17 protein-coding genes are annotated in these 17,402 nt (G+C 66.9%); 9 read left to right on the plus strand and 8 right to left on the minus strand.

Going from position 1 to position 17,402, the window contains the following annotated elements; all coding sequences use genetic code 11:
* The first annotated feature begins 271 nt into the window (after positions 1 to 271).
* Both ABD848_RS04790 and ABD848_RS04795 read left to right on the plus strand, forming a co-directional pair.
* Positions 272 to 1,837 carry a glycosyltransferase family 2 protein gene (locus tag ABD848_RS04790; protein ID WP_344967705.1) on the plus strand — a complete coding sequence of 522 codons (1,566 nt, stop codon included), beginning with the start codon at positions 272 to 274 and terminating at the stop codon, positions 1,835 to 1,837.
* 81 nt (positions 1,838 to 1,918) lie between these two features.
* Positions 1,919 to 2,281, plus strand: a complete 363-nt coding sequence (locus ABD848_RS04795) for a DUF3817 domain-containing protein (RefSeq protein ID WP_344967706.1) — start codon at positions 1,919 to 1,921, stop codon at positions 2,279 to 2,281.
* On the opposite strand, the gene ABD848_RS04800 is transcribed toward ABD848_RS04795, so the two are convergent.
* Positions 2,248 to 3,099 (minus strand): SURF1 family protein, encoded by an 852-nt coding sequence (locus ABD848_RS04800; RefSeq protein WP_344967708.1) that lies wholly within the window; start codon positions 3,097 to 3,099, stop codon positions 2,248 to 2,250. The two genes, ABD848_RS04795 and ABD848_RS04800, sit on opposite strands and share 34 nt — an antisense overlap.
* Positions 3,100 to 3,937: 838 nt before the next feature.
* On the opposite strand from ABD848_RS04800, the gene ABD848_RS04805 reads away from it, so the two are divergent.
* From ABD848_RS04805 to ABD848_RS04835, 7 genes are all read left to right on the plus strand, one after another.
* Positions 3,938 to 4,840 (plus strand): ArsR/SmtB family transcription factor, encoded by a 903-nt coding sequence (locus tag ABD848_RS04805; RefSeq protein ID WP_344967710.1) that lies wholly within the window; start codon positions 3,938 to 3,940, stop codon positions 4,838 to 4,840.
* 553 nt (positions 4,841 to 5,393) lie between these two features.
* Complete coding sequence (locus tag ABD848_RS04810; RefSeq protein WP_344967712.1) at positions 5,394 to 6,158, plus strand: alpha/beta fold hydrolase; 765 nt, start codon at positions 5,394 to 5,396, stop codon at positions 6,156 to 6,158.
* 153 nt (positions 6,159 to 6,311) lie between these two features.
* Positions 6,312 to 6,830, plus strand: a complete 519-nt coding sequence (locus ABD848_RS04815) for a fluoride efflux transporter FluC (protein WP_344967715.1) — start codon at positions 6,312 to 6,314, stop codon at positions 6,828 to 6,830.
* Positions 6,827 to 7,183: a fluoride efflux transporter CrcB gene (gene crcB / locus ABD848_RS04820; protein WP_344967717.1), complete on the plus strand. Its 357-nt coding sequence runs from the start codon at positions 6,827 to 6,829 to the stop codon at positions 7,181 to 7,183. Before ABD848_RS04815 ends, crcB begins: the two co-directional genes overlap by 4 nt.
* 438 nt (positions 7,184 to 7,621) lie before the next feature.
* A complete protein-coding gene (locus ABD848_RS04825; RefSeq protein ID WP_344967719.1) occupies positions 7,622 to 8,590 on the plus strand; it encodes an ABC transporter ATP-binding protein in 969 nt (322 codons plus the stop codon).
* Between the two features lies 1 nt (position 8,591).
* A complete protein-coding gene (locus tag ABD848_RS04830; protein ID WP_344967721.1) occupies positions 8,592 to 9,467 on the plus strand; it encodes an ABC transporter permease in 876 nt (291 codons plus the stop codon).
* 75 nt (positions 9,468 to 9,542) lie between these two features.
* On the plus strand, positions 9,543 to 9,833 hold the full coding sequence (locus tag ABD848_RS04835) for a helix-turn-helix transcriptional regulator (RefSeq protein WP_344967723.1): 291 nt from the start codon (positions 9,543 to 9,545) through the stop codon (positions 9,831 to 9,833).
* A 67-nt stretch (positions 9,834 to 9,900) separates the two neighbouring features.
* On the opposite strand, the gene ABD848_RS04840 is transcribed toward ABD848_RS04835, so the two are convergent.
* From ABD848_RS04840 to ABD848_RS04870, 7 genes are all read right to left on the minus strand, one after another.
* On the minus strand, positions 9,901 to 10,545 hold the full coding sequence (locus tag ABD848_RS04840) for a class II aldolase/adducin family protein (protein ID WP_344967724.1): 645 nt from the start codon (positions 10,543 to 10,545) through the stop codon (positions 9,901 to 9,903).
* A 207-nt stretch (positions 10,546 to 10,752) separates the two neighbouring features.
* Complete coding sequence (locus ABD848_RS04845) at positions 10,753 to 11,070, minus strand: helix-turn-helix domain-containing protein (protein ID WP_344967725.1); 318 nt, start codon at positions 11,068 to 11,070, stop codon at positions 10,753 to 10,755.
* Between the two features lie 816 nt (positions 11,071 to 11,886).
* Complete coding sequence (locus ABD848_RS04850) at positions 11,887 to 12,600, minus strand: anti-sigma factor family protein (RefSeq protein ID WP_344967727.1); 714 nt, start codon at positions 12,598 to 12,600, stop codon at positions 11,887 to 11,889.
* Positions 12,597 to 13,151 (minus strand): sigma-70 family RNA polymerase sigma factor, encoded by a 555-nt coding sequence (locus ABD848_RS04855; RefSeq protein ID WP_344967729.1) that lies wholly within the window; start codon positions 13,149 to 13,151, stop codon positions 12,597 to 12,599. Before ABD848_RS04855 ends, ABD848_RS04850 begins: the two co-directional genes overlap by 4 nt.
* A gap of 352 nt (positions 13,152 to 13,503) precedes the next feature.
* Complete coding sequence (locus ABD848_RS04860; protein WP_344967731.1) at positions 13,504 to 14,817, minus strand: hypothetical protein; 1,314 nt, start codon at positions 14,815 to 14,817, stop codon at positions 13,504 to 13,506.
* 210 nt (positions 14,818 to 15,027) lie between these two features.
* Positions 15,028 to 16,056, minus strand: coding sequence for a ParA family protein (locus ABD848_RS04865; protein WP_344967732.1), 1,029 nt, complete (start codon positions 16,054 to 16,056; stop codon positions 15,028 to 15,030).
* Complete coding sequence (locus ABD848_RS04870; protein WP_344967734.1) at positions 16,053 to 17,231, minus strand: ATP-binding protein; 1,179 nt, start codon at positions 17,229 to 17,231, stop codon at positions 16,053 to 16,055. The genes ABD848_RS04865 and ABD848_RS04870 overlap by 4 nt, the downstream gene beginning before the upstream one ends.
* Positions 17,232 to 17,402 lie beyond the last annotated feature (171 nt).

Here is a 17,402-nt window from a genome sequence, read left to right on the forward strand (position 1 = left end):
TACAACCGCAGGGCCGGCCAAGTAACGATCTCTGTAGCAAATACGAATAAAACTCGTATAGATCAGGTTGCGAAAAATCTCCTCCCGGTATTGGATCAATGGGTTCCGAGTGTGGCAAGCATGGACATAAGATTCATGTGGCCTACTTAGGACGCCATGTCACGTGAACTCTTCTGTCACGTAGGACGTCACCTTAACGCCGGCTCTGTCAGATGCCGTCAGCCTGCACCCGTGCCGTTAGTCCGCACCCGCTCACCTCGGAGGCCCGCCTGTGCGCACTGCGCGTTTCATTGGAAGTTGGCTGGCAGGGCTCATAGCCCTGTCCTTGGCAGTCGTCCTCTTCGTCCGGTGGTTCGGATACGCGCTGGACAACGCCAGTGCGGGCACGCCCACCATGCTGCTGCTATGGCTCGCCCTAGGAGTGAATCTGCTGGTGTGGGGGTTCATCGGCCTGCTCCGACTGGGAGACGACTCCGTCCGAGCCGTGCTGGCGCGCCGAGGCTCGCAGCAGCGCAGGGGGGCCGCAGCGGTCCACAGCGGTCGGGTGCGAACGGCTGACCGTCACGGTACGAATGTGCTGGTCCACGCCACGGCTGGCGCCGGAAGTTCGAGGGAGGCCCTAGCGAGCGCCGGCGGCGCTGGTGGTACCGGCGCGCTCGCCGGCCCCACCGATGCGAGCGCCAGCGGCACCGACTCCGGCGAGCCGGCACCGATGTCGCTGGCCGTGATCATCCCGGCCCACAACGAGGAGCCGGTGATCGACGCCGCCATCCAGTCCGCTCTGCGACTGTTCAACCGGTGGGACATCTACGTGGTCTCGGACAGTTCCCGGGACGCCACCGCCGATATCGCTGCCGAGACCGGTGTCAACGTGTTGGAGCTGCTGTCCAACCGCGGTAAGGCCGGCGCGATCGAGGCCGTCATCTCCGAGTTCGACCTGACCGACAACTACGACGGCGTGGTGATTCTCGACGCCGACACCGAGTTGGACGAGAAGTACATTGAGGGTGCGCGGCGCCAGCTTGCCGACCCCACGGTCGCCGCGGTGGCCGGGTTCGTCGTCGCCGAGTGGAAACCCAAGGAGCGCTCACTGCTCGGGCGGCTCATCTCCGCTTACCGCGACCGCCTCTACTGGCTGCTACAGTACCTGATCCGTTTCGGGCAGACCTGGCGCTACACCAGCACGACCTTCATCGTGCCCGGGTTCGCCAGCACCTACCGCAGCAGCGTGCTCAAGCAGCTCCACATTAACCCCAAGGGTCTGGTCATCGAGGACTTCAACATGACGTTCGAGGTGCACCACAAGCGCCTGGGACGGATCTCGATGAACCCCGGGACCAGGGCCTACTGCCAGGACCCCTTCACCCTGAGCGACTACGTCAGCCAGGTCCGGCGCTGGTCGCTGGGGTTCTGGCAGACGGTGCGGCGCCACGGCATGTGGCCCAGCCTGTTCTGGTTCGCGCTGTTCTTCTACATCGTGGAGATCGTGTTGGTGGCTGTCCTGCTGCTGGGGACCGCGGCGCTGGGCGTGTTCATGCTGCTGCCCCCGCTCACTGGTGGGGCGGCGCTCGAACTGGGGTGGTACTCCGCCGGCTACAGCGCGGTCGGCGCGCTGCTTCCCCTGACGGCGATCGCGGTGGGGTTGCTCATACCGGACTACATCCTCACCTGCCTCATGGCGACGATTCGGCGCCGGCCAAGCTACCTGATCTATGGCATGTTCTTCCTGCCGATGCGCCTCATCGACTCCTATATCGCGCTACGGACCATCCCGCAGGCATGGACCACGGTCTCCGACGGCCGGTGGAAGAGCCCTGGCCGCTCCCGCGCGTCGTGACCCGCCCCGCTGCGGAGGGACGCGGGACAGCACATAGGCTCAAAGGGCAAAATCGGTCCGATCATCGAGGTGCCCTTAGTCGTGGATAGCAAGCGTCTCTCACTCGCGATCTACCGCGTACTCGCCTATGTGACAGGCGTGTGGCTGCTCCTGCTCACGTTCGTGGCGATGCCGGCGAAATACCTCTTCGATCCCGAGACCTGGCTGATGCCTGCAATCGCCATTCCCCATGGCTACATCTACATGGTCTACGTGCTGGCGGTGCTGTGGCTGGCGATCGGCCGTGGCTGGGGGGCGCCTAAGGCGGTAGGGGTCATGATCGCGGGGACGATCCCCTTCTTGGGCTTCTTCGTGGAGCGCCGCGTGGCACGGCAGGAGAAAGCGGCACTGGCGGCCGGCTCCGCGGGGGGTCAGTCGGAGTCGGCCGAGGCACCGAAGCGCTGAACCTGCGGGGCGCACGAGGGGCTGCTCTCGCCGTCCCCGCCGGCGTGCTCACCCTCTTCGTGGGCTGGTTCACCGCTGCGGAGCTCGCGACGCACCAGCGATACCCAAAAGACGATGGCGGCACCGCCGAAGACCCACCACTGGGCGGCGTAGCTGACGTTGCCCCAGTCCCAGTCGATCTCGGTCGGCGGCTCGGGCGGGTCGACCGGCTGCAAGGCGGCCCGGGCCGCAGCCGAGGGGGGGATGTTCTGGTCAGCGAGGTTGAGGTAGCCGGCGTAGAGCTGGTAGGGCCACTCGTTGACCAACAGCGCCGGGGCGATACGTGCGGCCTGGCCGTCGGGTACCGACATCGCCGAGTAGCCTTCGGCGCCCTCTTCCTGCGGCGATAGCAGCCACCCCCGAACGGTGATTCGCCCTTCGCCGGCTGGGGGTGGCCCCTGCGCGGCGGTCGCCTCGTCGATGAATCCCCGGTTGACCGTGATAGCGGTATCGGCAGCGGTGACCAGCGGCACGATCACGTAGTAGCCGCGCTCGCCGTCGTGGCGGGCCGGTACCAGCAACTGCGCTTCGGTGTCGTAGCGACCGGTCGCCGTTATGGCCTGGTTCTCCAGGGAGGCAGGAATGTACTCCCCGGGGTGCAGCACGGTGGTGACATCGCGCGCCGCGGCGAGATCCTGCGCCTGGTTAGTGACCTGCTCCAGAGTGGGCTGCTGGGCTCGGAGGAACTGCCAGTACCCCAATGTGGCGCAGCCGCACACGATCAGCAACGCTGCTAGGTGAATGGCCAACCAGCGAGGTCGCAGCAGGGAAAGTCGCACGCTCCCAGGCTATGGGGAGCGCTGGCCCCTCCCACCTCACCCCCCGTTTACCGTCCGAGCTGTCCGCTTGGTCAGGAGTAGAACTATGAATGGAAATTACTTTAAGTAATTTTCTGTGACTGAGGGTTGTTACAGCAGATCAGGATGGGTAATGTACGTACCAGAGCGAGAGAGGAAAGACCGAATCTCGCTCGCGGACCTTCCAAAGGTCGCGACTCCAGGGGGGAGGAGTCCGCGACCGCTCCCGAGGCGAGGGCCGTCTCCGTGATTTTGAGGGGGGACACGGGGGCGGCCCTCGCGCATTTCCGGGCACCCCTTTCCTGGCGACGCGCGTACCGCCGCCATACGGCGGCCCGCAGTCCGAAACCCCGCGCCGCGCAAGCGTCACAGCCATCACCGCCGAAACCGGGGCCGCACGGGACGGCCGCACGTACCCCCGTTTCCCCAGGTCAGCCAGGCCCGCATGTCACGCCTCCGGTATCGCCGACCGTAAGCGTGCAGGACACCATCCGGCAGGGATCGGCGCCGCGTCGCGGCAGTCGCAGCGGCATGACTTTCGTCACGCAGCCGCCATAGCCACTGCCCAGGGCAGTGGCGTTACCTCGAACGGCGATACCTAAAGCTGGGGAACCGCTGCTTTGGAGGGCGGTTTGTCGGTGACCGGGTTCGGCAACGCCAGCTTCGGGCGTTCTGGGACACGCTTCCGGCGGGACTCATGGATTATCCGGCGAACACGCCGAGGGCCCCACACCAATGTCGCCGCCCCCTACGGGCCTCACCACGATTGCCGTGAGCACTTTGCCGGCAGCGGGCCGCCAGAGGAACGGGAACGGACGGGATGCTGCGGATTCACTTCTCTGACCGGGACTGGCAGCGGCTACGCATCGCCTCCCGGCCTGAGCCCATGTGGGAGATGGTGCTCAGCCTGTACATGCTCGGGGAGGCTTCCGAGGGACTCGTCTTTGGCCAGTGGCGGCAACGTGTATTGCACCGGCTGCTCCACCACGGCAGACGCCTCCTCGAACTGGTGCCGCCAGAAGGCTACTCGCCGGACTTCCTCAGTCTGGACCTGCGCTACGGACAGGGGAACAGCCCCACCTGGACCAATGCGCTCATGCGCAAGGACACGGCAGCGATGCGTTGGCTGGGCCAAGCGCTCAACAGCTACTTCGACGTCGCGCTGCGCCCCTACCGGAGCTACATCTACGGGGTCGTCGAACGCAGCGCACGCTTGGCCCGGGAGGGTACCCCCGAAACGTCCCCCGATCGCTCCCCTTGCACGGCAGGCACCGACCGGAACGAGACTGCCCAGCACCGTAGAGATCAACTACGGCGTACAGCAGGACCTGCACCTGAGCGGACGCGGCCTGCTGCTGGTACCAGCGTTCTGCTGCGTGAGAAACCCGGTCACCTTCCTCGACAGTTCGCTACCGCCCGTGCTGATGTGCCCCTCGAACACCCACCAGTGTCCTTCCTAGCCAAAGCCGCCGCGGGAACAGGTCCCACGACCGAGGTACTGGGACGGTTACTGGGCCAGACCCGCGCCGCGGTACTGCGGTCGCTGTGCACCGAGCAGACCAGGGGCGAACTCGCACGCGAAGTCGGCATCTCCCCCTCCTCGGCTAGCGAGCACGCGACGCTGCTGCGTGAGGCCGGACTGGTGGCCAGCGAACGTCACGGCAACACGGTCCGCCAAAGTCTCACCACCCTTGGCCTGGAACTGCTGTACCCGTCAAGGTAAGACCGGCGCTCGCGCCCGGTTGCCGCGCGTCTCAGCGCTTCGGCTTCTTGGTGGGCCAGCCCTGCTGCCGGGCAAGCTGGCGCAGCAGCGGGAACAGCCGCGGGGAATCGGGCAGGGACATCCCGAGCAGGGTGGCCGCCCTACCGGGGCTGTACTGCCGGATCTTTACCTCGCCGGCCTTGGTGTTGCCAACGTTGTGCTTGGACGCAGCTCCATCACGCCACGGGATGACCTGGTAGTTCTCCTCTCGCTTGAGGGTAAGGCCCCGTTGAAGAGGTAGCCGCCCCGGCTACGGCGCACCAGCGACGCAAGCCACAGCCTCAGCGCCGGCACCTGTGGGGCAGGACGCCACCACCCCGCGATCTCCTATCCGTGACTACTCTTCCACCAAGAAAGTGATAGGCATCACATTCACACAGGGAGGGGGTAACTGTTGTGACTGACTTGGTACGGCGATGGCACGGGGTTGGAACGCCGACTTCCACGAAAAGCCCTGAAGCAGGGGCCTGGATACGGGTAAGCTTTGCTGAACCGCCGTTCCCGGAGGTTACATATGGCCCTGGTTCCCTTGCAGCACCGATTCGACGGGCCACGCCACGCTCCCGTGGTGATCCTGCTGCCCGCGTTGGGAACACAGTGGTCGATGTGGGCCCCTCAAATGGCCGAACTCACGCGCAGCGCGCGGGTGCTCCGAGTGAACCACCGCGGCCACGGCGCCTCACCGGCGCCTGAGGGCAGTTACAGCATCGCGGAGCTGGGCGGCGATATCCTCGACCTGCTCGACTCCTACGACCAGGAGCGGTTCTCGGTGATCGGAGCTGGGCTGGGCGGCGTGGTGGGACTGTGGTTGGCCGCCGCCGAGCCCGAGCGGGTCCGGCGTATGGCCCTGCTCTGCACGACCGCGTGCCCGCCGGCGGCGCGCTGGCGCCGCATCGGGCGACGGGTCCGCACCGGCGGCATGGCTGAAGTGCAGCAAGAAGCTACCCGCCCCTGGTTCACCCCCGGTTTCACCATCTCCCACCCCGGTACGGTGACGCGGCTGGGTGAGGAGTTCGGCGCCACCGCAACGACCGGCTACGCCGGTTGCTGCGACGCCCTCACCAACGCCGACCAGCGCCACAAGCTCGGCCAGATCCGCGCCGCCACACTGGTGATCTCCGCCGCCCACGACCCCGCGACTCCGCCGGGGCACGGACAGCGGCTGGCCGACGGCATCCCCGAGGCGCAACTGGAGATCGTCGAGGGGGCCGCGCACCTGGCCAATATCGAACAGGGTGACCGGGTCAACGAACTGCTGCGGAAGTATGTAGTGCACTGAACCCGTTATCGGAGGCAGGCGATACAATCGCTGGCGGTGGTGGGGCCCACCGTGCCCGCCGAGTGCGACCTTCGAGCACGCGGGGGCGAAACCGCGACGAAGATAGCGCCAACGGTCCCTGTCAGTGTGCGGAAACGCTGATAGGAGACGACTGTGCCCAATACGCCCGACCCGCGAACCGAACCCGTCGCCCCCGATGTCGATCTGGGCGCCTCCCGGTCGCGTGGTGAGCCCCCCGAGCGGCTGGGGCCCGTCTTACTGGCCGTCTCGGTCGGCGGTGCGCTGGGCGCGCTCGCCCGGTGGGGGGTGGCGCAGACGCTCCCGCCGGTGCCGGGAACGTTTCCCTGGCCGGTGTACGTGGTCAACGTCGTGGGCTGTTTCGCGATCGGGATCTTGATGGTCGCCATCGCCGGAGCTGGGCCGCGGTGGCGGCTGGTTCGCCCCTTCCTCGGCACCGGGGTGCTGGGTGGCTACACGACATTCGCCACAGCGATGACGGGAACCGCGCGGCTCGTGGAGAGCGGGGAGGTGGCGACAGCGCTGAGCTATCTGGCGGGCACACTCGCCAGCGCGCTCCTAGCGGTATGGGCGGGTTCGGTGCTGGCCGAGTCGGTACTGCGGCGCCGTTCGCACCCGCGTGAGGCCCCTACGCCGATCGGGCGGCACCGGTGACCCCGCTGCTCGTGGCGCTCGGTGCTGCCGTCGGGGCTCCACTGCGCTACCTGATCGACCGGTTCGTGCAGACACGGCATGAATCCGGGTTCCCGTGGGGAACGTGCGTGGTCAACGTCATCGGCTCCTTTGGTCTGGGACTGCTGTTAGCGGCCCCACTGCCCCACCAGGTCGGCGCGCTGTTGGGGACCGGAACGCTGGGCGCGCTGACCACGTACTCCACCTTCGGCTACCAGACAGTGCAACTGGCCCGCGACGGCGAACGCACCCTGGCCCTCCTCAACGCGGTCGTCAGCCTGGCCGCCGGGTTGGGAACCGCCTATTGCGGAGCCGCCGTGGGCGGTGCACTCTGAGCCGCTCGCCGCGCAACCGCCGAGGTGTCCCGGCCGGAGCCCGCCTCCTCGCCCGCGCCACGACTCTTGGGCTATAGCCACCACCTGCTCGTGGCCAGCCGGTGAGCACAACCGGCTCTTTCCGGGGAACGGGACGCTCCCTGCCGCCGCGAAGCGGCGCCCCGGGGCGCCACACTCCTCTTGGAACCGCCCAGCGGCCCCGCACGGAGGGGCCGCCGTACTTCATCCGCCGCTCTCGTTTCGGTCATCGGCTCCGCGGGTGCCCGCTGGTGCGCGGCGGGCGGGGAACGGCTGTGCTGTCCGGTGGGACTCTTTGCCATTAGTGCTGGTGAGCGAGGTATTTCCTACTTTATCGACAACACCTCTTTCGTTATATGTAGCATGAGTGCTATCAATTGAAGCAGTAATTACGTAGTACGTAGTGGAGAGCGGAGAACTATGACCGTGGCTGACGAGACACGTGTGGCCACTCACTCCCCCCGATCCGCCGACACCGAGGTCACCCTGGACGTGCGTGGCCTGCGGATGCGTTACGGCCAGGTGGACGTCCTGGACGGAGTGGACCTCACCGCGCGGCGCGGCGAGGTTGTGGCGTTGCTAGGGCCCAATGGGGTCGGGAAGACAACGACGATCGAAATCCTGGAAGGCTTCCGGATGCGTTCGGCCGGAGAGGTCAGCGTGCTCGGCGTCGACCCGGCCCACGGCGACGAGGACTGGCGCTCCCGGTTGGGCATCGTGTTGCAGTCCTGGCGCGACCACGGCAAGTGGAAAGTGGGCGAACTTCTGGCCCACATGGGTGGCTACTACCAGCCCCACTCCACGCCGCTGCGTCCCCGCCCGCGCGACGTCACGGAACTGCTAGCCCGGGTGGGGCTGAGCGAACACGCCGAGAAGCGCGTCAACTCACTGTCCGGTGGGCAGCGGCGACGTCTCGACGTCGCGATCGGGATCGTGGGCCGCCCCGAACTGCTGTTCCTAGACGAGCCCACCGCCGGTTTCGACCCCGAGGCCCGTCGCGAATTCCACGACGTCGTGCACAACCTGGCCGACTTCGAGGACACCACGATCCTGCTGAGCACCCACGACCTTGACGAGGCCGAGAAGCTCGCCGACCGCATCCTGATCCTGGCGGGAGGCCGCATCGTCGCCGAGGGCAGCCCCGACGAGCTGGCGCGGCGGGTCTCGCGCGAATCCGAGGTGCACTGGAGCATCGACGGCGAACGCTACGTCCACGCCACATCCGACGTGACCGGGTTCGTGCGCGGGTTGTTTGCGGAGTACGGCGATGACGTCGCCGACCTGGACATCCGCCGGGCGACGCTGGAGGACACCTATATGACGCTGGTGCAACGCCACGAGAGCGGCGAAGCCGACGACATCGACACGACCAGCTTCGAGGAGGAGTGATATGAATCCGAGAGTTCACGCCATCCGATTGGCGCTGCGGCGCGGCTGGATCGAGTTCCGCCAGTCCTTCACCAGCCCGCAGGACCTGTGGAACTACTTCGGTTTCAGCCTGGTCTTCCTGTTCGTGCTGATGTTCCAGCGGCCGTTCCTCGATGGCGCCGACATGCCCGGTATCGCAGGCACCTCCCTGTCCTACCTGGCCGTCACGGTGCCCGGTGTGGTGGCGATGCTGCTGGTGACCGGGTCGGTGTTGTCGACGGCGCAATTCCTCACCGCTGAGCGTGAGGACGGCACCCTGCTGCGAGCCAAGGCTATGCCCCGGGGAATGACCGGCTACATGGGTGGCAAAGTGCTGTGCGTGTCGGCGATGACGCTGCTGAGCATGCTGGTCTTCCTGGTGCCCTCGATACTGGTCTTCGACGGTCTGCCCTCCGGGGATACGAGCGGGCTACTCGTACTGCTGTGGAGCGTACCGCTGGGGATACTGGCCACCATGCCGTTGGGCGCGATCCTGGGATCGCTGCTGCCCAGCCCGCGCGCCGCCATGGGGGTGACGGTGCTGCCGCTGATGGTGGTGTGCCTGATCTCTGGCGTGTTCTTCCCGATCGACGTGATGCCCGAGGCGGTGCAGGTGCTCGCTCAGGTGTTTCCCGTCTACTGGCTCGCGATGAGCATGCGTTCGGCGTTCCTGCCCGATGCGCTGGCCAGCGTGGAGATCGGGGAATCGTGGCGGCATCTGGAGGCGGCCGGCGTCCTGGGCGCGTGGGCGGTGGCCGGCTTGCTCATCGCCCCGTTCGTACTGCGCCGCATGGCGCGGCGCGAGTCGGGGGCCGTGGTGGAGCAGCGCCGCCACAAGGCCATGCAGCGTGTGGCATGACTGAACCAACAGCGGCGAGCGCCAGATCCCGGTCACAGCAGGGGGTCCGGCGTCATGGACCTAGGATGGACGGCCATGGCCGGAAGTCGACAATCAGGTGCCTCGGCGCGGGGAAAGTCCGAGCAAGCGGGCGAGGCCATCTACAACCGCATCGCCATGCTGCGCGCCGAACGCGGCATCTCCCGACGCGACCTGTCCGAAGCACTGGGGGTGCACTACCAGACGGTCGGCTACCTGGAGCGAGGCGAGTACAGCCCCAGCCTGCACTTGGCACTGCGGATCGCGCAGTACTTCGAGGTGCCGGTGGAGGTGGTGTTCTCGCTGACCCCCTTTCCCCGGATCGGCAGCACCGAGCAGCACGGTTGAACGCCAAGCCGACGGCGCCCAATCGGCCCGACCACCGCAGCGCGGCAGGAGACAGCCCCGGACGGGGCTAGAGAATGTCGGGGCCGGCCCAGGCGTAGGTGTCGCGCTGGCGTACCTTGGCTAGCTCGTCCTCGGAGAGCACACGCGGTTCCCCCAGCGAGCGGGCACGGATGTAGACTCCGCACAGCCACTCCAGGAGGTGGGCGTGCTCGACGGCCTGGGCCAGGCTGTGGCCCAACGCCAGGGCGCCGTGGTTGCACAGTAGGGCGGCCCGTTTACCCTTGAGCGCCTTACTGGCCTGGTCGGAAAGTTCAGCGGTGCCGTATGTGGCGTAGTCGGTGACCGGGACCGCCCCGCCCAACCGCGCGGCAGCGTGGTGAACCGGAGGCAGTTCGGCCAGGGTCGCCGACACCGCAACCGCGTCGGGCGAGTGGGCCTGTACGGCGGCGACCGCGTCGGTGGCGCGGTACACCCCCGTGTGGAGGGTGGTCTCGGCGGCGGGCTGACGACGCCCCTCAAGGATGCGGCCGTCAGTGGACAAGACGGGACAGTCGATCGGCTCTAGGTGGTCCAAGGCGACCCCGGCGGGCGTCACCACGATCAGCTCGCCGGTCCGCGCACTGATCGTGGCGGACTCCCCGGTGGCCAGACCGGTTCCGGCCATCTGACGGGCGGCCAGGCAGAGGTCTCGACGCTCTTGCTCCAGCAGCATGGTCCCCTCAAAACGTCGTGGCGGGCGAAAGAGCCATGGCCCCGCCATGACCGTCGCGCAAACGCTGCGGACATCCCGGGGCCAACCGCAGCCGAATAGCCGCGACTACGGTTAGGCACACCTAAATAGATTACCCATGTGGCCCTGGCCCTTGTCCAGAGGGAGGACACGGCGACCTTCGCCCGGCCGTAGCGGAGAACGTGAGGGTCACGTGTGCCGGCGCTGCCGTCTCCCGCCCCGGGGACGCAGCGTCACCCCGGAGGCGAGGAGCGCGCGCCGGATAGCGCCGTAGGAGACACCGGTGTCGATCGCGATCTGGCGGATGCTCTCGCCCTGCTCGTAGCGGTGGACGTACTCGGAGGTGTCGGCTGGGTCGGGACCACGGCGGGCAAAACCGGCATGGGCCAGGGTACGCCGGACGGTGTCGTAGGAGACCCCTAGATCGGTAGCGATTTCGGTGATGCTCATGCCTCGCTCGAAGCGGTCAATGTAGGCGCTGGGCTCATAGCGAGGTCGACGGGGCATCGAGAGTCCTCTCGTTGGGGGATAGGGGATTTCGTGTGCCCCGGCAGAGGCACCGGGGCACACGGCAAACACCACCATGAACGGGGAAGGCCCGTTCATCGCGCCGGTGGCGCCAGGTCGCCGTACATGTTTGCCCGGTGAGAGCACATGACGGACGACCGTGTTGTTATCTGTAAAAGACATCTTGGCCCGATATTCATGACGCGCACATGACGCCCTAATTCCGAGAGACCATCAGCGGCGCCGAACCGGTGCCAGCTACCGGCGAACCGCACGGGGCAGCCCCTGCCGAAAAGATCGCCGACTGGGCCGCTGCGGGCGGGAGGGTCCCTACGAGCTGGAGTCATGCCGCCGCCGGCCCCAGAGCCCATTGCCTACAAACTCGATACCTAGGACGCTTCCGGCAGCGGCGGTCCCGCCGACGACCACGGTGTCGCGAGGCAGCCAATACTGCCCGACGACGGTGCCCCCTGAATCGCCCCCTCTTCACCCCGTTCGCCGCGCGCCGGCAAGGCCGGGAAAGAGCTTGCCGGCGCGCGAGAGAACCATCGGCCCTACGCAAGACCGGAGCCGCTCGCGGACATGGCTGCCCGCACCCCACGGAAACGTTCGCGACCGCGGCGCGGAGCTAACCGAATACACGAAAAGCCCCCCGGGCGGGGCTGGGGTGTCGCTGAGTCGGTCGCGGCCGGGGGCTGCCTCCTCCCACTGCCGGCGGGCGTGCTCGATCTCGGCCCACAGGTCGCAGGGCCGGTACCCGGTACAGGCGATTCCCGGGAAGAACCATTCGGCATGGGGCTCCTGCGTCGCCGACGCTCAGAACGGAACGGCCACGAACTCGGTGTCCTCAACATTGCGCACCACCACTGAGGCGATGTCCTCCTTGGCGATGCTGGTGACGCCACTCGGTTTACTGGAACCGGCCGCGGCTTCGGGGGAAACGGTCCAGGTTGCCGCGACTTCGCCCGTGCCGTCGTCGGAGAGCACCACAACCTCGCACTCCTCACCCGCTGGAATGCCGGTGATCACGGTGTCCACCTGGACCTCGGCTGAGGCAACAGCCGGTTGGAGCCGTACCGTGGCCTGCGCACCGGTCTGTGGGTCTTCGTTCGAGGCGACGATACTGCCCGAAGCCAACTCGGGTAGCTCCGTAGCGTCCGGCCCCGACGGCGAGGCGCCCCCTGTCAACACGTACCCGGCCGCAGCGCCACCCCCGACCAGCAAAACACCGACGAGCACGGCCGCCCCAGCCATACGCAGCCAGCGCTGCCGCCGCTGCGAGGTACGTTCCTCGTCGGCCTGGCGCAGAGTGCGCTGCAACGCCAGTTCACCGCCCTGCGGCGGACCGTCGAGCAGCGCCTCAGGAGGCAACTCGCCGAGACTCTCCTGGATGGCCTGCAACTCTTCGAGTTCGTCGCGACAGGCCGGGCAGTCGGCGAGATGGGTCTCCATGCCCGAGATCTCCTGGGGGTCCAGCGTGCCGAGCACGTAAGCACCAAGCAACTGGTTATCGTGTGACGCGGCGTTCATCCCGCCACCCCCTTCAGCGCAACCTCGCGGCCCCCGAACTCCTTGCGCAGCGCACGCAGAGCATAGTGCGAACGTGATTTGACAGTACCCGGCGGCACACCCAGCACTTCCGCGGCCTCGGTGACGCTGCGTCCCCGGAAGTAGACCTCCACCAGCACGTCACGGTGGTCCGCGGAGAGGGAATCGAGGGCCGCCATAACGGTGACCATATCCACCACCGACTCCGAATGGTCGCGGCTCACCGGGGTATTCGCCGGGCTCTCCGAGACTTCGGTGGGACGCGCCCTCTTGGCACGGGCTCGATCGGTGACGATGTTGCGGGCGACGGTGAGCAGCCAACCCCGCACCGACCCTTTGCCGTTGACCAAAGCGTCAGGGTTGCGCCAGGCCCGAATCAGCGTCTCTTGGAGTACGTCTTCTGCCGCCGCCTGATCTCCGGTGAGTCTGGCGGCATAGGCCAACAGTGCGCGGCCGTGCTCGTTGTACAGCGACCTGATCAGCGCGTCGTCGCCGCTCGACCGCCGACCGCGGCGCGGCCTGAAACCCGCCATCCATCTCCTCCCTCCTAACTGGCGCCTGAGCAGCGCCAGCGGAGTCACGAAGACTCGTTGCCCGACACACCCGTGTGGGGATGGTGCACCCGCCGCTCATTGACGAAGATTTAGCATCTCGGTTCGGGGTAGAGCACGCAAATCCTCGTAAACGGATCGTGATACGTGGAGGGGGTTGTGGCGCCGGGAGCCGGGGCATGGGCGTGACACGAGGAGGAGGAGAGTGGACCCCGCGGGGAAGCGATTGGCGCCGCGGCCCACGGGGCCCACGAGGGTCCGTTGTGCCGGAGACCGCCCAGCGGCCTCCGGCGCAGCGAAGACGGGGCGCGAACGTGTCCGCGCCGGCGCGGGATCAGTAACCCCCGTCGCCACCGTTGTCGCCGCCGCCCTTGGTGGCCTTTCCACCGGTGGGGGTCATCGCGAACCACGACGTGTCGGGGTCGTGGCCGTTGACGTCGCCGGGGGCGTTGTCGCCGGAGAAGCGGTACACCGGCCAGCCGTTAACCGTCACCTGCTCCAGGCCCTCCTGGCGCGCCACGGCACCGAAGTCGGCGGGGTCCACCCCGTCGTAGGTGAACTGGGCCATGTTGAGCACCGGCGGGAAGTTCTTGGCGCACTCGCCGGCGCAGTTCGACGTGGCAGGCTCGGGGGTGTCCTTCTCGAACCGGTACAGTGTGTAGCCCTGGTCGTCGACGAGGATCGTGCCGTACTCGGGGTGGTCGTAGGTGCTGAACCCGGCCGGGCAGTAGCCGGTGGTCCACCCTTCGTCCTTGGCCTTGGTGCCCAGCGGGCTCGTGGCGTACCAGGTGTCGTTCACGCCTTCACCGTTGACGTCGCCGGCTTTCTCGTCGCCGGAGTAGCGGTACAGCGGCCAGCCGCCCAGCGTCACCTGGGTACTGCCATCGGGGCGCTCGACCGTACCCAGTAGCGATGTGTCACCGTTGTAGTCCACCTCGCCGGTGCTCGTCACCGGGGGCCATGTCTCGGCGCAGCCACCCGTACAGGTCGCCTGCGACGGGTCGGCCGAGTCCTTATCAAAGCGGTAGAGCGTGTAGCCGTCCTTGTCAGTGACGATCTCACCCAGTTGTTCGTGGCCGGTGATGCTCAGCGCCTCCTGGGCTTGAGCGGCTTCCCCACCGCCTTGCCCGTCCTCAGCTCCGGCCTGCTGCGCTGCGGCCTTGCCCCCTGTGGGGGCCGCGGTAAACCAGACGTCCTGCAAACCCTCGCCGTTGGTGTCACCGGGGGCCTCGTCGCCGGAGTAGCGGTACAGCGGCCAGCCGTTGAGGGTGACCTGCTCGGTGCCGTCGGGCCGCGCCACAGTGCCCAGCAGCGACTCGTCACCGCCCTCGAAGGACACCTCGTCGGCGCTTTGCACCGGGGGCCATGTCTCGGCGCAGCCACCCGTGCAGGTCGCCTGCGACGGGTCGGCCGAGTCCTCGTCAAAGCGGTAGAGCGTGTAGCCCTGCCGGTCGGTGACGATCTCACCCAGTTGTTCGTTCTGTGCCACCTGTAGCGCGGCGGTCGGTCCGTCGGCCGCCGCACCCGTGTCCTGTTCCTGACTCAACTGTTCCAGCGGGAGAGCGTCCCCCACGGCACCGCAGCCTGTGGTCAGTGCCAGGGCGAGTGCTCCCGTGAGGAGGGGGAGGACCCTGCTCGTGCGTCGCATCCGTGTGTCCTTTCGTTGCGGCCACAGTGTGGGCACGCGGCCGGGACCGGTTCCCACCGCGTGTCGGCGGCGCGCTTACGTGTTGTCAGTAGGGACACGGAGCCGGTGGCACAGTGGTTCAGCAAAATTTCGACGGATTCGGCGAACCGGATGGAAAGTGTCGTATCCAGCGGTAACGACTCGGCGGATGCCGGGGGAGGTCTCGCGACACTACTCCCGGAGCAGCCCAGCCAGCCGTGCGTCGACCTTTCGGGTCAGATCCTCGAATTCGCTGCGGCAGGTCTGGACGTAGGCTTGCGTGCTTCCCATGGCGCCATCGGCTGGGCGCAGCTCGAACATGGGCTTGCGGGCGTCGTGGGCCAACGGCATCAGACTGCGGTAGTTACGGATGGTCGCGATCTCGTGTGTGGGCTTGGCCGAGGGGGGCTCATTGCCGAGGACGAACTTGTCGTAGACCAGCGGAATCCGCTCCAGCCAGCGCTGGTATGCCTGCACCGGCCGGTCGAGCCGGACGGTGGGCTGCATGATCACATACCCCAGCGGAGTCATGGTTCCCGCTGGCACTTCGATCTGCTGCGGCGCTCGGGGCACCACTAGCTCCCGCCAGTCTTTGCGCCACTGGCGAAGAGTGGGGCCGAGATTGCGCAATCCCCGCAGGGAGAACAGTTCGGCTGCCAGCGGCATGAGCACAGTATCGGAGGACAACAGAGCGGCACGGTTGATCGCGCCGAGGTTGGGGCCGATGTCGATGAGGGTGACGTCGGGGACGATTTCGCGTCGCGCAGACTGGATGATCCGGTAGAAAGCGGTCGTCGCCCGCAGCGCTTTGGGATCACCGTTGAAGTTGCGTCCCCACGACTGTGAGAGTTCGTCCTCGAATCGGCTCAGTTCGAGGTCGCCCGGCAGCAGCGACAGCCCCTCGACGATCTCGGTGGGAGCCATCAACTCCACGTCCCCAGTCCCCTCGATGATCGGCGTGACCGCCTCAGCGATGGTCCCCGGGCTCTGGGAGGGCAGATTCGAGAAAAGCGCCGGCTGGAGCTGGAACGTGGAGTCCGTCTCGTCCCACAAGTACGCCAGATCGTTCTCGTCTAAAAACATCGAGGTGAGGTTGGCCTGCGGGTCAAGGTCAACGGCCAAGACCCGCCTGCCCAACCGTTGATACATGTGGGCGAGGTGGTAGACGAGGGTGGTCTTGCCCACGCCTCCCTTGTTGTTGAACAGCGCGATGGACGTCACCGGCCACTCCTCACCACGACCACCCAGGAGTGGGCACTCACGTCGAAAACCGGTGCGGGGTTGCCGTTACGCTCCAGAACTGCCCGCATCCGGCTGATGCCGCGCCCGAACCGGTTGACATAACCCAGATTCTTCATCGCCCCCGCGAGTGAGGGATTGCGATAGTCGTTGACCCGGTCGAAGTTGTCTTCCCGAACCTGACCGTAGGGGCCGCCGGGGTTGGCCACCTCCACCCGATCGACGAACCACTTAATCATGGTGGGGGCGTTCGACGACTCGTAATTGCGGTGCATCAGCGCGTTCATGCACACCTCGCGCAGGGCTGCGACCGGGTAGTCGGGCCACGCCTGCTCGCGGAAACCGCTCACATCGGTGAGTTGGGTGTGGATGTGTCCCTTGAGAATCGTCTCCAACCGCTCGGCGGTGTCCACAATGTTCGTCCGTAGCTCCTGCTCGTCGATGACCGCGCTGTCCTCCGCACCCCCCTCGTAGCGGACGAACTGAGTGTAGGCGCCGGGGAGGAAGCGGCTCGGGTCCATCCCAAGCAGGAGCAGCCCGAGCACCGTCGCCGGACCTGAAGGGGAAACCAGGTTCAACGAAGCGAGCTGCTGTCGTTCAGGGCGCCCGTTCTCCTCGATGACCTCGGGGTCCACAGCGGAGGGGAGATAGGTGCCGCGAAACAGCCGCAAGTCCAGATCGTCGACGCCGCTGCCCGGCACAGGATGGCTGTCAAAAGGCAACGACTGGCTGCGCCGCCGCTCGATGAGCACACGCTCGTCCTCGCTCGATGCGTGTTTGGTTAGCGGTCCCGGACGTACCCAGGCGATTCCGTTGAGGCGTACAGGCGGTGTACGTGACGCCTCGACGTGAATCCACACCACCGGCTCACCGTGGAAAAGCGCGCTTTCCACCCGTAGGGACGGACGGTCCAGGATCGTTCCCTCATCGCGGATCTGAGCGAGGGCGAGCAGCGCTTTGTCGGAGGTGTCGACCTCGGCCTCGACGGTTCCATCGTCGCGGACCCCTATGACAAGGTCGCCGCCGCCCTTGCCCGTGAGATCGTTGGCCAGGGCACAGATCGCCTTGCGGATCGCGTCTCGGTCCTTGGCACTGCGCTTGAACTCCAGGGTGCAGCTCTCCTGCGTTCCCAGCTCCTGGGCCAGGTCGTGTTCCATGTGTATCCGTTCGAGTGCGACACGATCTCTTCAGCCAGGACGCACAGGCCGCGAACCGCGATCTCTCCGTGTGCCCCAGGCGACGAGCTTAGGTGGGGCAGGGCCACTGTCTCACCCCGGCGCGTCGGGGTGCATTGCACATCCTGGCGTACGGGAGCCAACGGCTCTCCT

Origin of the sequence: Salinactinospora qingdaonensis (genome assembly GCF_039539445.1) — a bacterium.
GTDB lineage: Bacteria > Actinomycetota > Actinomycetes > Streptosporangiales > Streptosporangiaceae > Salinactinospora > Salinactinospora qingdaonensis.

Excerpts from the sequence above, each read along its gene's own strand:
- ABD848_RS04805 (WP_344967710.1), top strand. The coding sequence starts at position 3,938 with ATGCTGCGGATTCACTTCTCTGACCGGGACTGGCAGCGGCTACGCATC.
- ABD848_RS04810 (WP_344967712.1), top strand. The coding sequence starts at position 5,394 with ATGGCCCTGGTTCCCTTGCAGCACCGATTCGACGGGCCACGCCACGCT.
- ABD848_RS04825 (WP_344967719.1), top strand. The coding sequence starts at position 7,622 with ATGACCGTGGCTGACGAGACACGTGTGGCCACTCACTCCCCCCGATCC.
- ABD848_RS04830 (WP_344967721.1), top strand. The coding sequence starts at position 8,592 with ATGAATCCGAGAGTTCACGCCATCCGATTGGCGCTGCGGCGCGGCTGG.
- ABD848_RS04835 (WP_344967723.1), top strand. The coding sequence starts at position 9,543 with ATGGCCGGAAGTCGACAATCAGGTGCCTCGGCGCGGGGAAAGTCCGAG.
- ABD848_RS04840 (WP_344967724.1), bottom strand. The coding sequence starts at position 10,545 with ATGCTGCTGGAGCAAGAGCGTCGAGACCTCTGCCTGGCCGCCCGTCAG.
- ABD848_RS04845 (WP_344967725.1), bottom strand. The coding sequence starts at position 11,070 with ATGCCCCGTCGACCTCGCTATGAGCCCAGCGCCTACATTGACCGCTTC.
- ABD848_RS04850 (WP_344967727.1), bottom strand. The coding sequence starts at position 12,600 with ATGAACGCCGCGTCACACGATAACCAGTTGCTTGGTGCTTACGTGCTC.
- ABD848_RS04855 (WP_344967729.1), bottom strand. The coding sequence starts at position 13,151 with ATGGCGGGTTTCAGGCCGCGCCGCGGTCGGCGGTCGAGCGGCGACGAC.
- ABD848_RS04860 (WP_344967731.1), bottom strand. The coding sequence starts at position 14,817 with ATGCGACGCACGAGCAGGGTCCTCCCCCTCCTCACGGGAGCACTCGCC.
- ABD848_RS04870 (WP_344967734.1), bottom strand. The coding sequence starts at position 17,231 with ATGGAACACGACCTGGCCCAGGAGCTGGGAACGCAGGAGAGCTGCACC.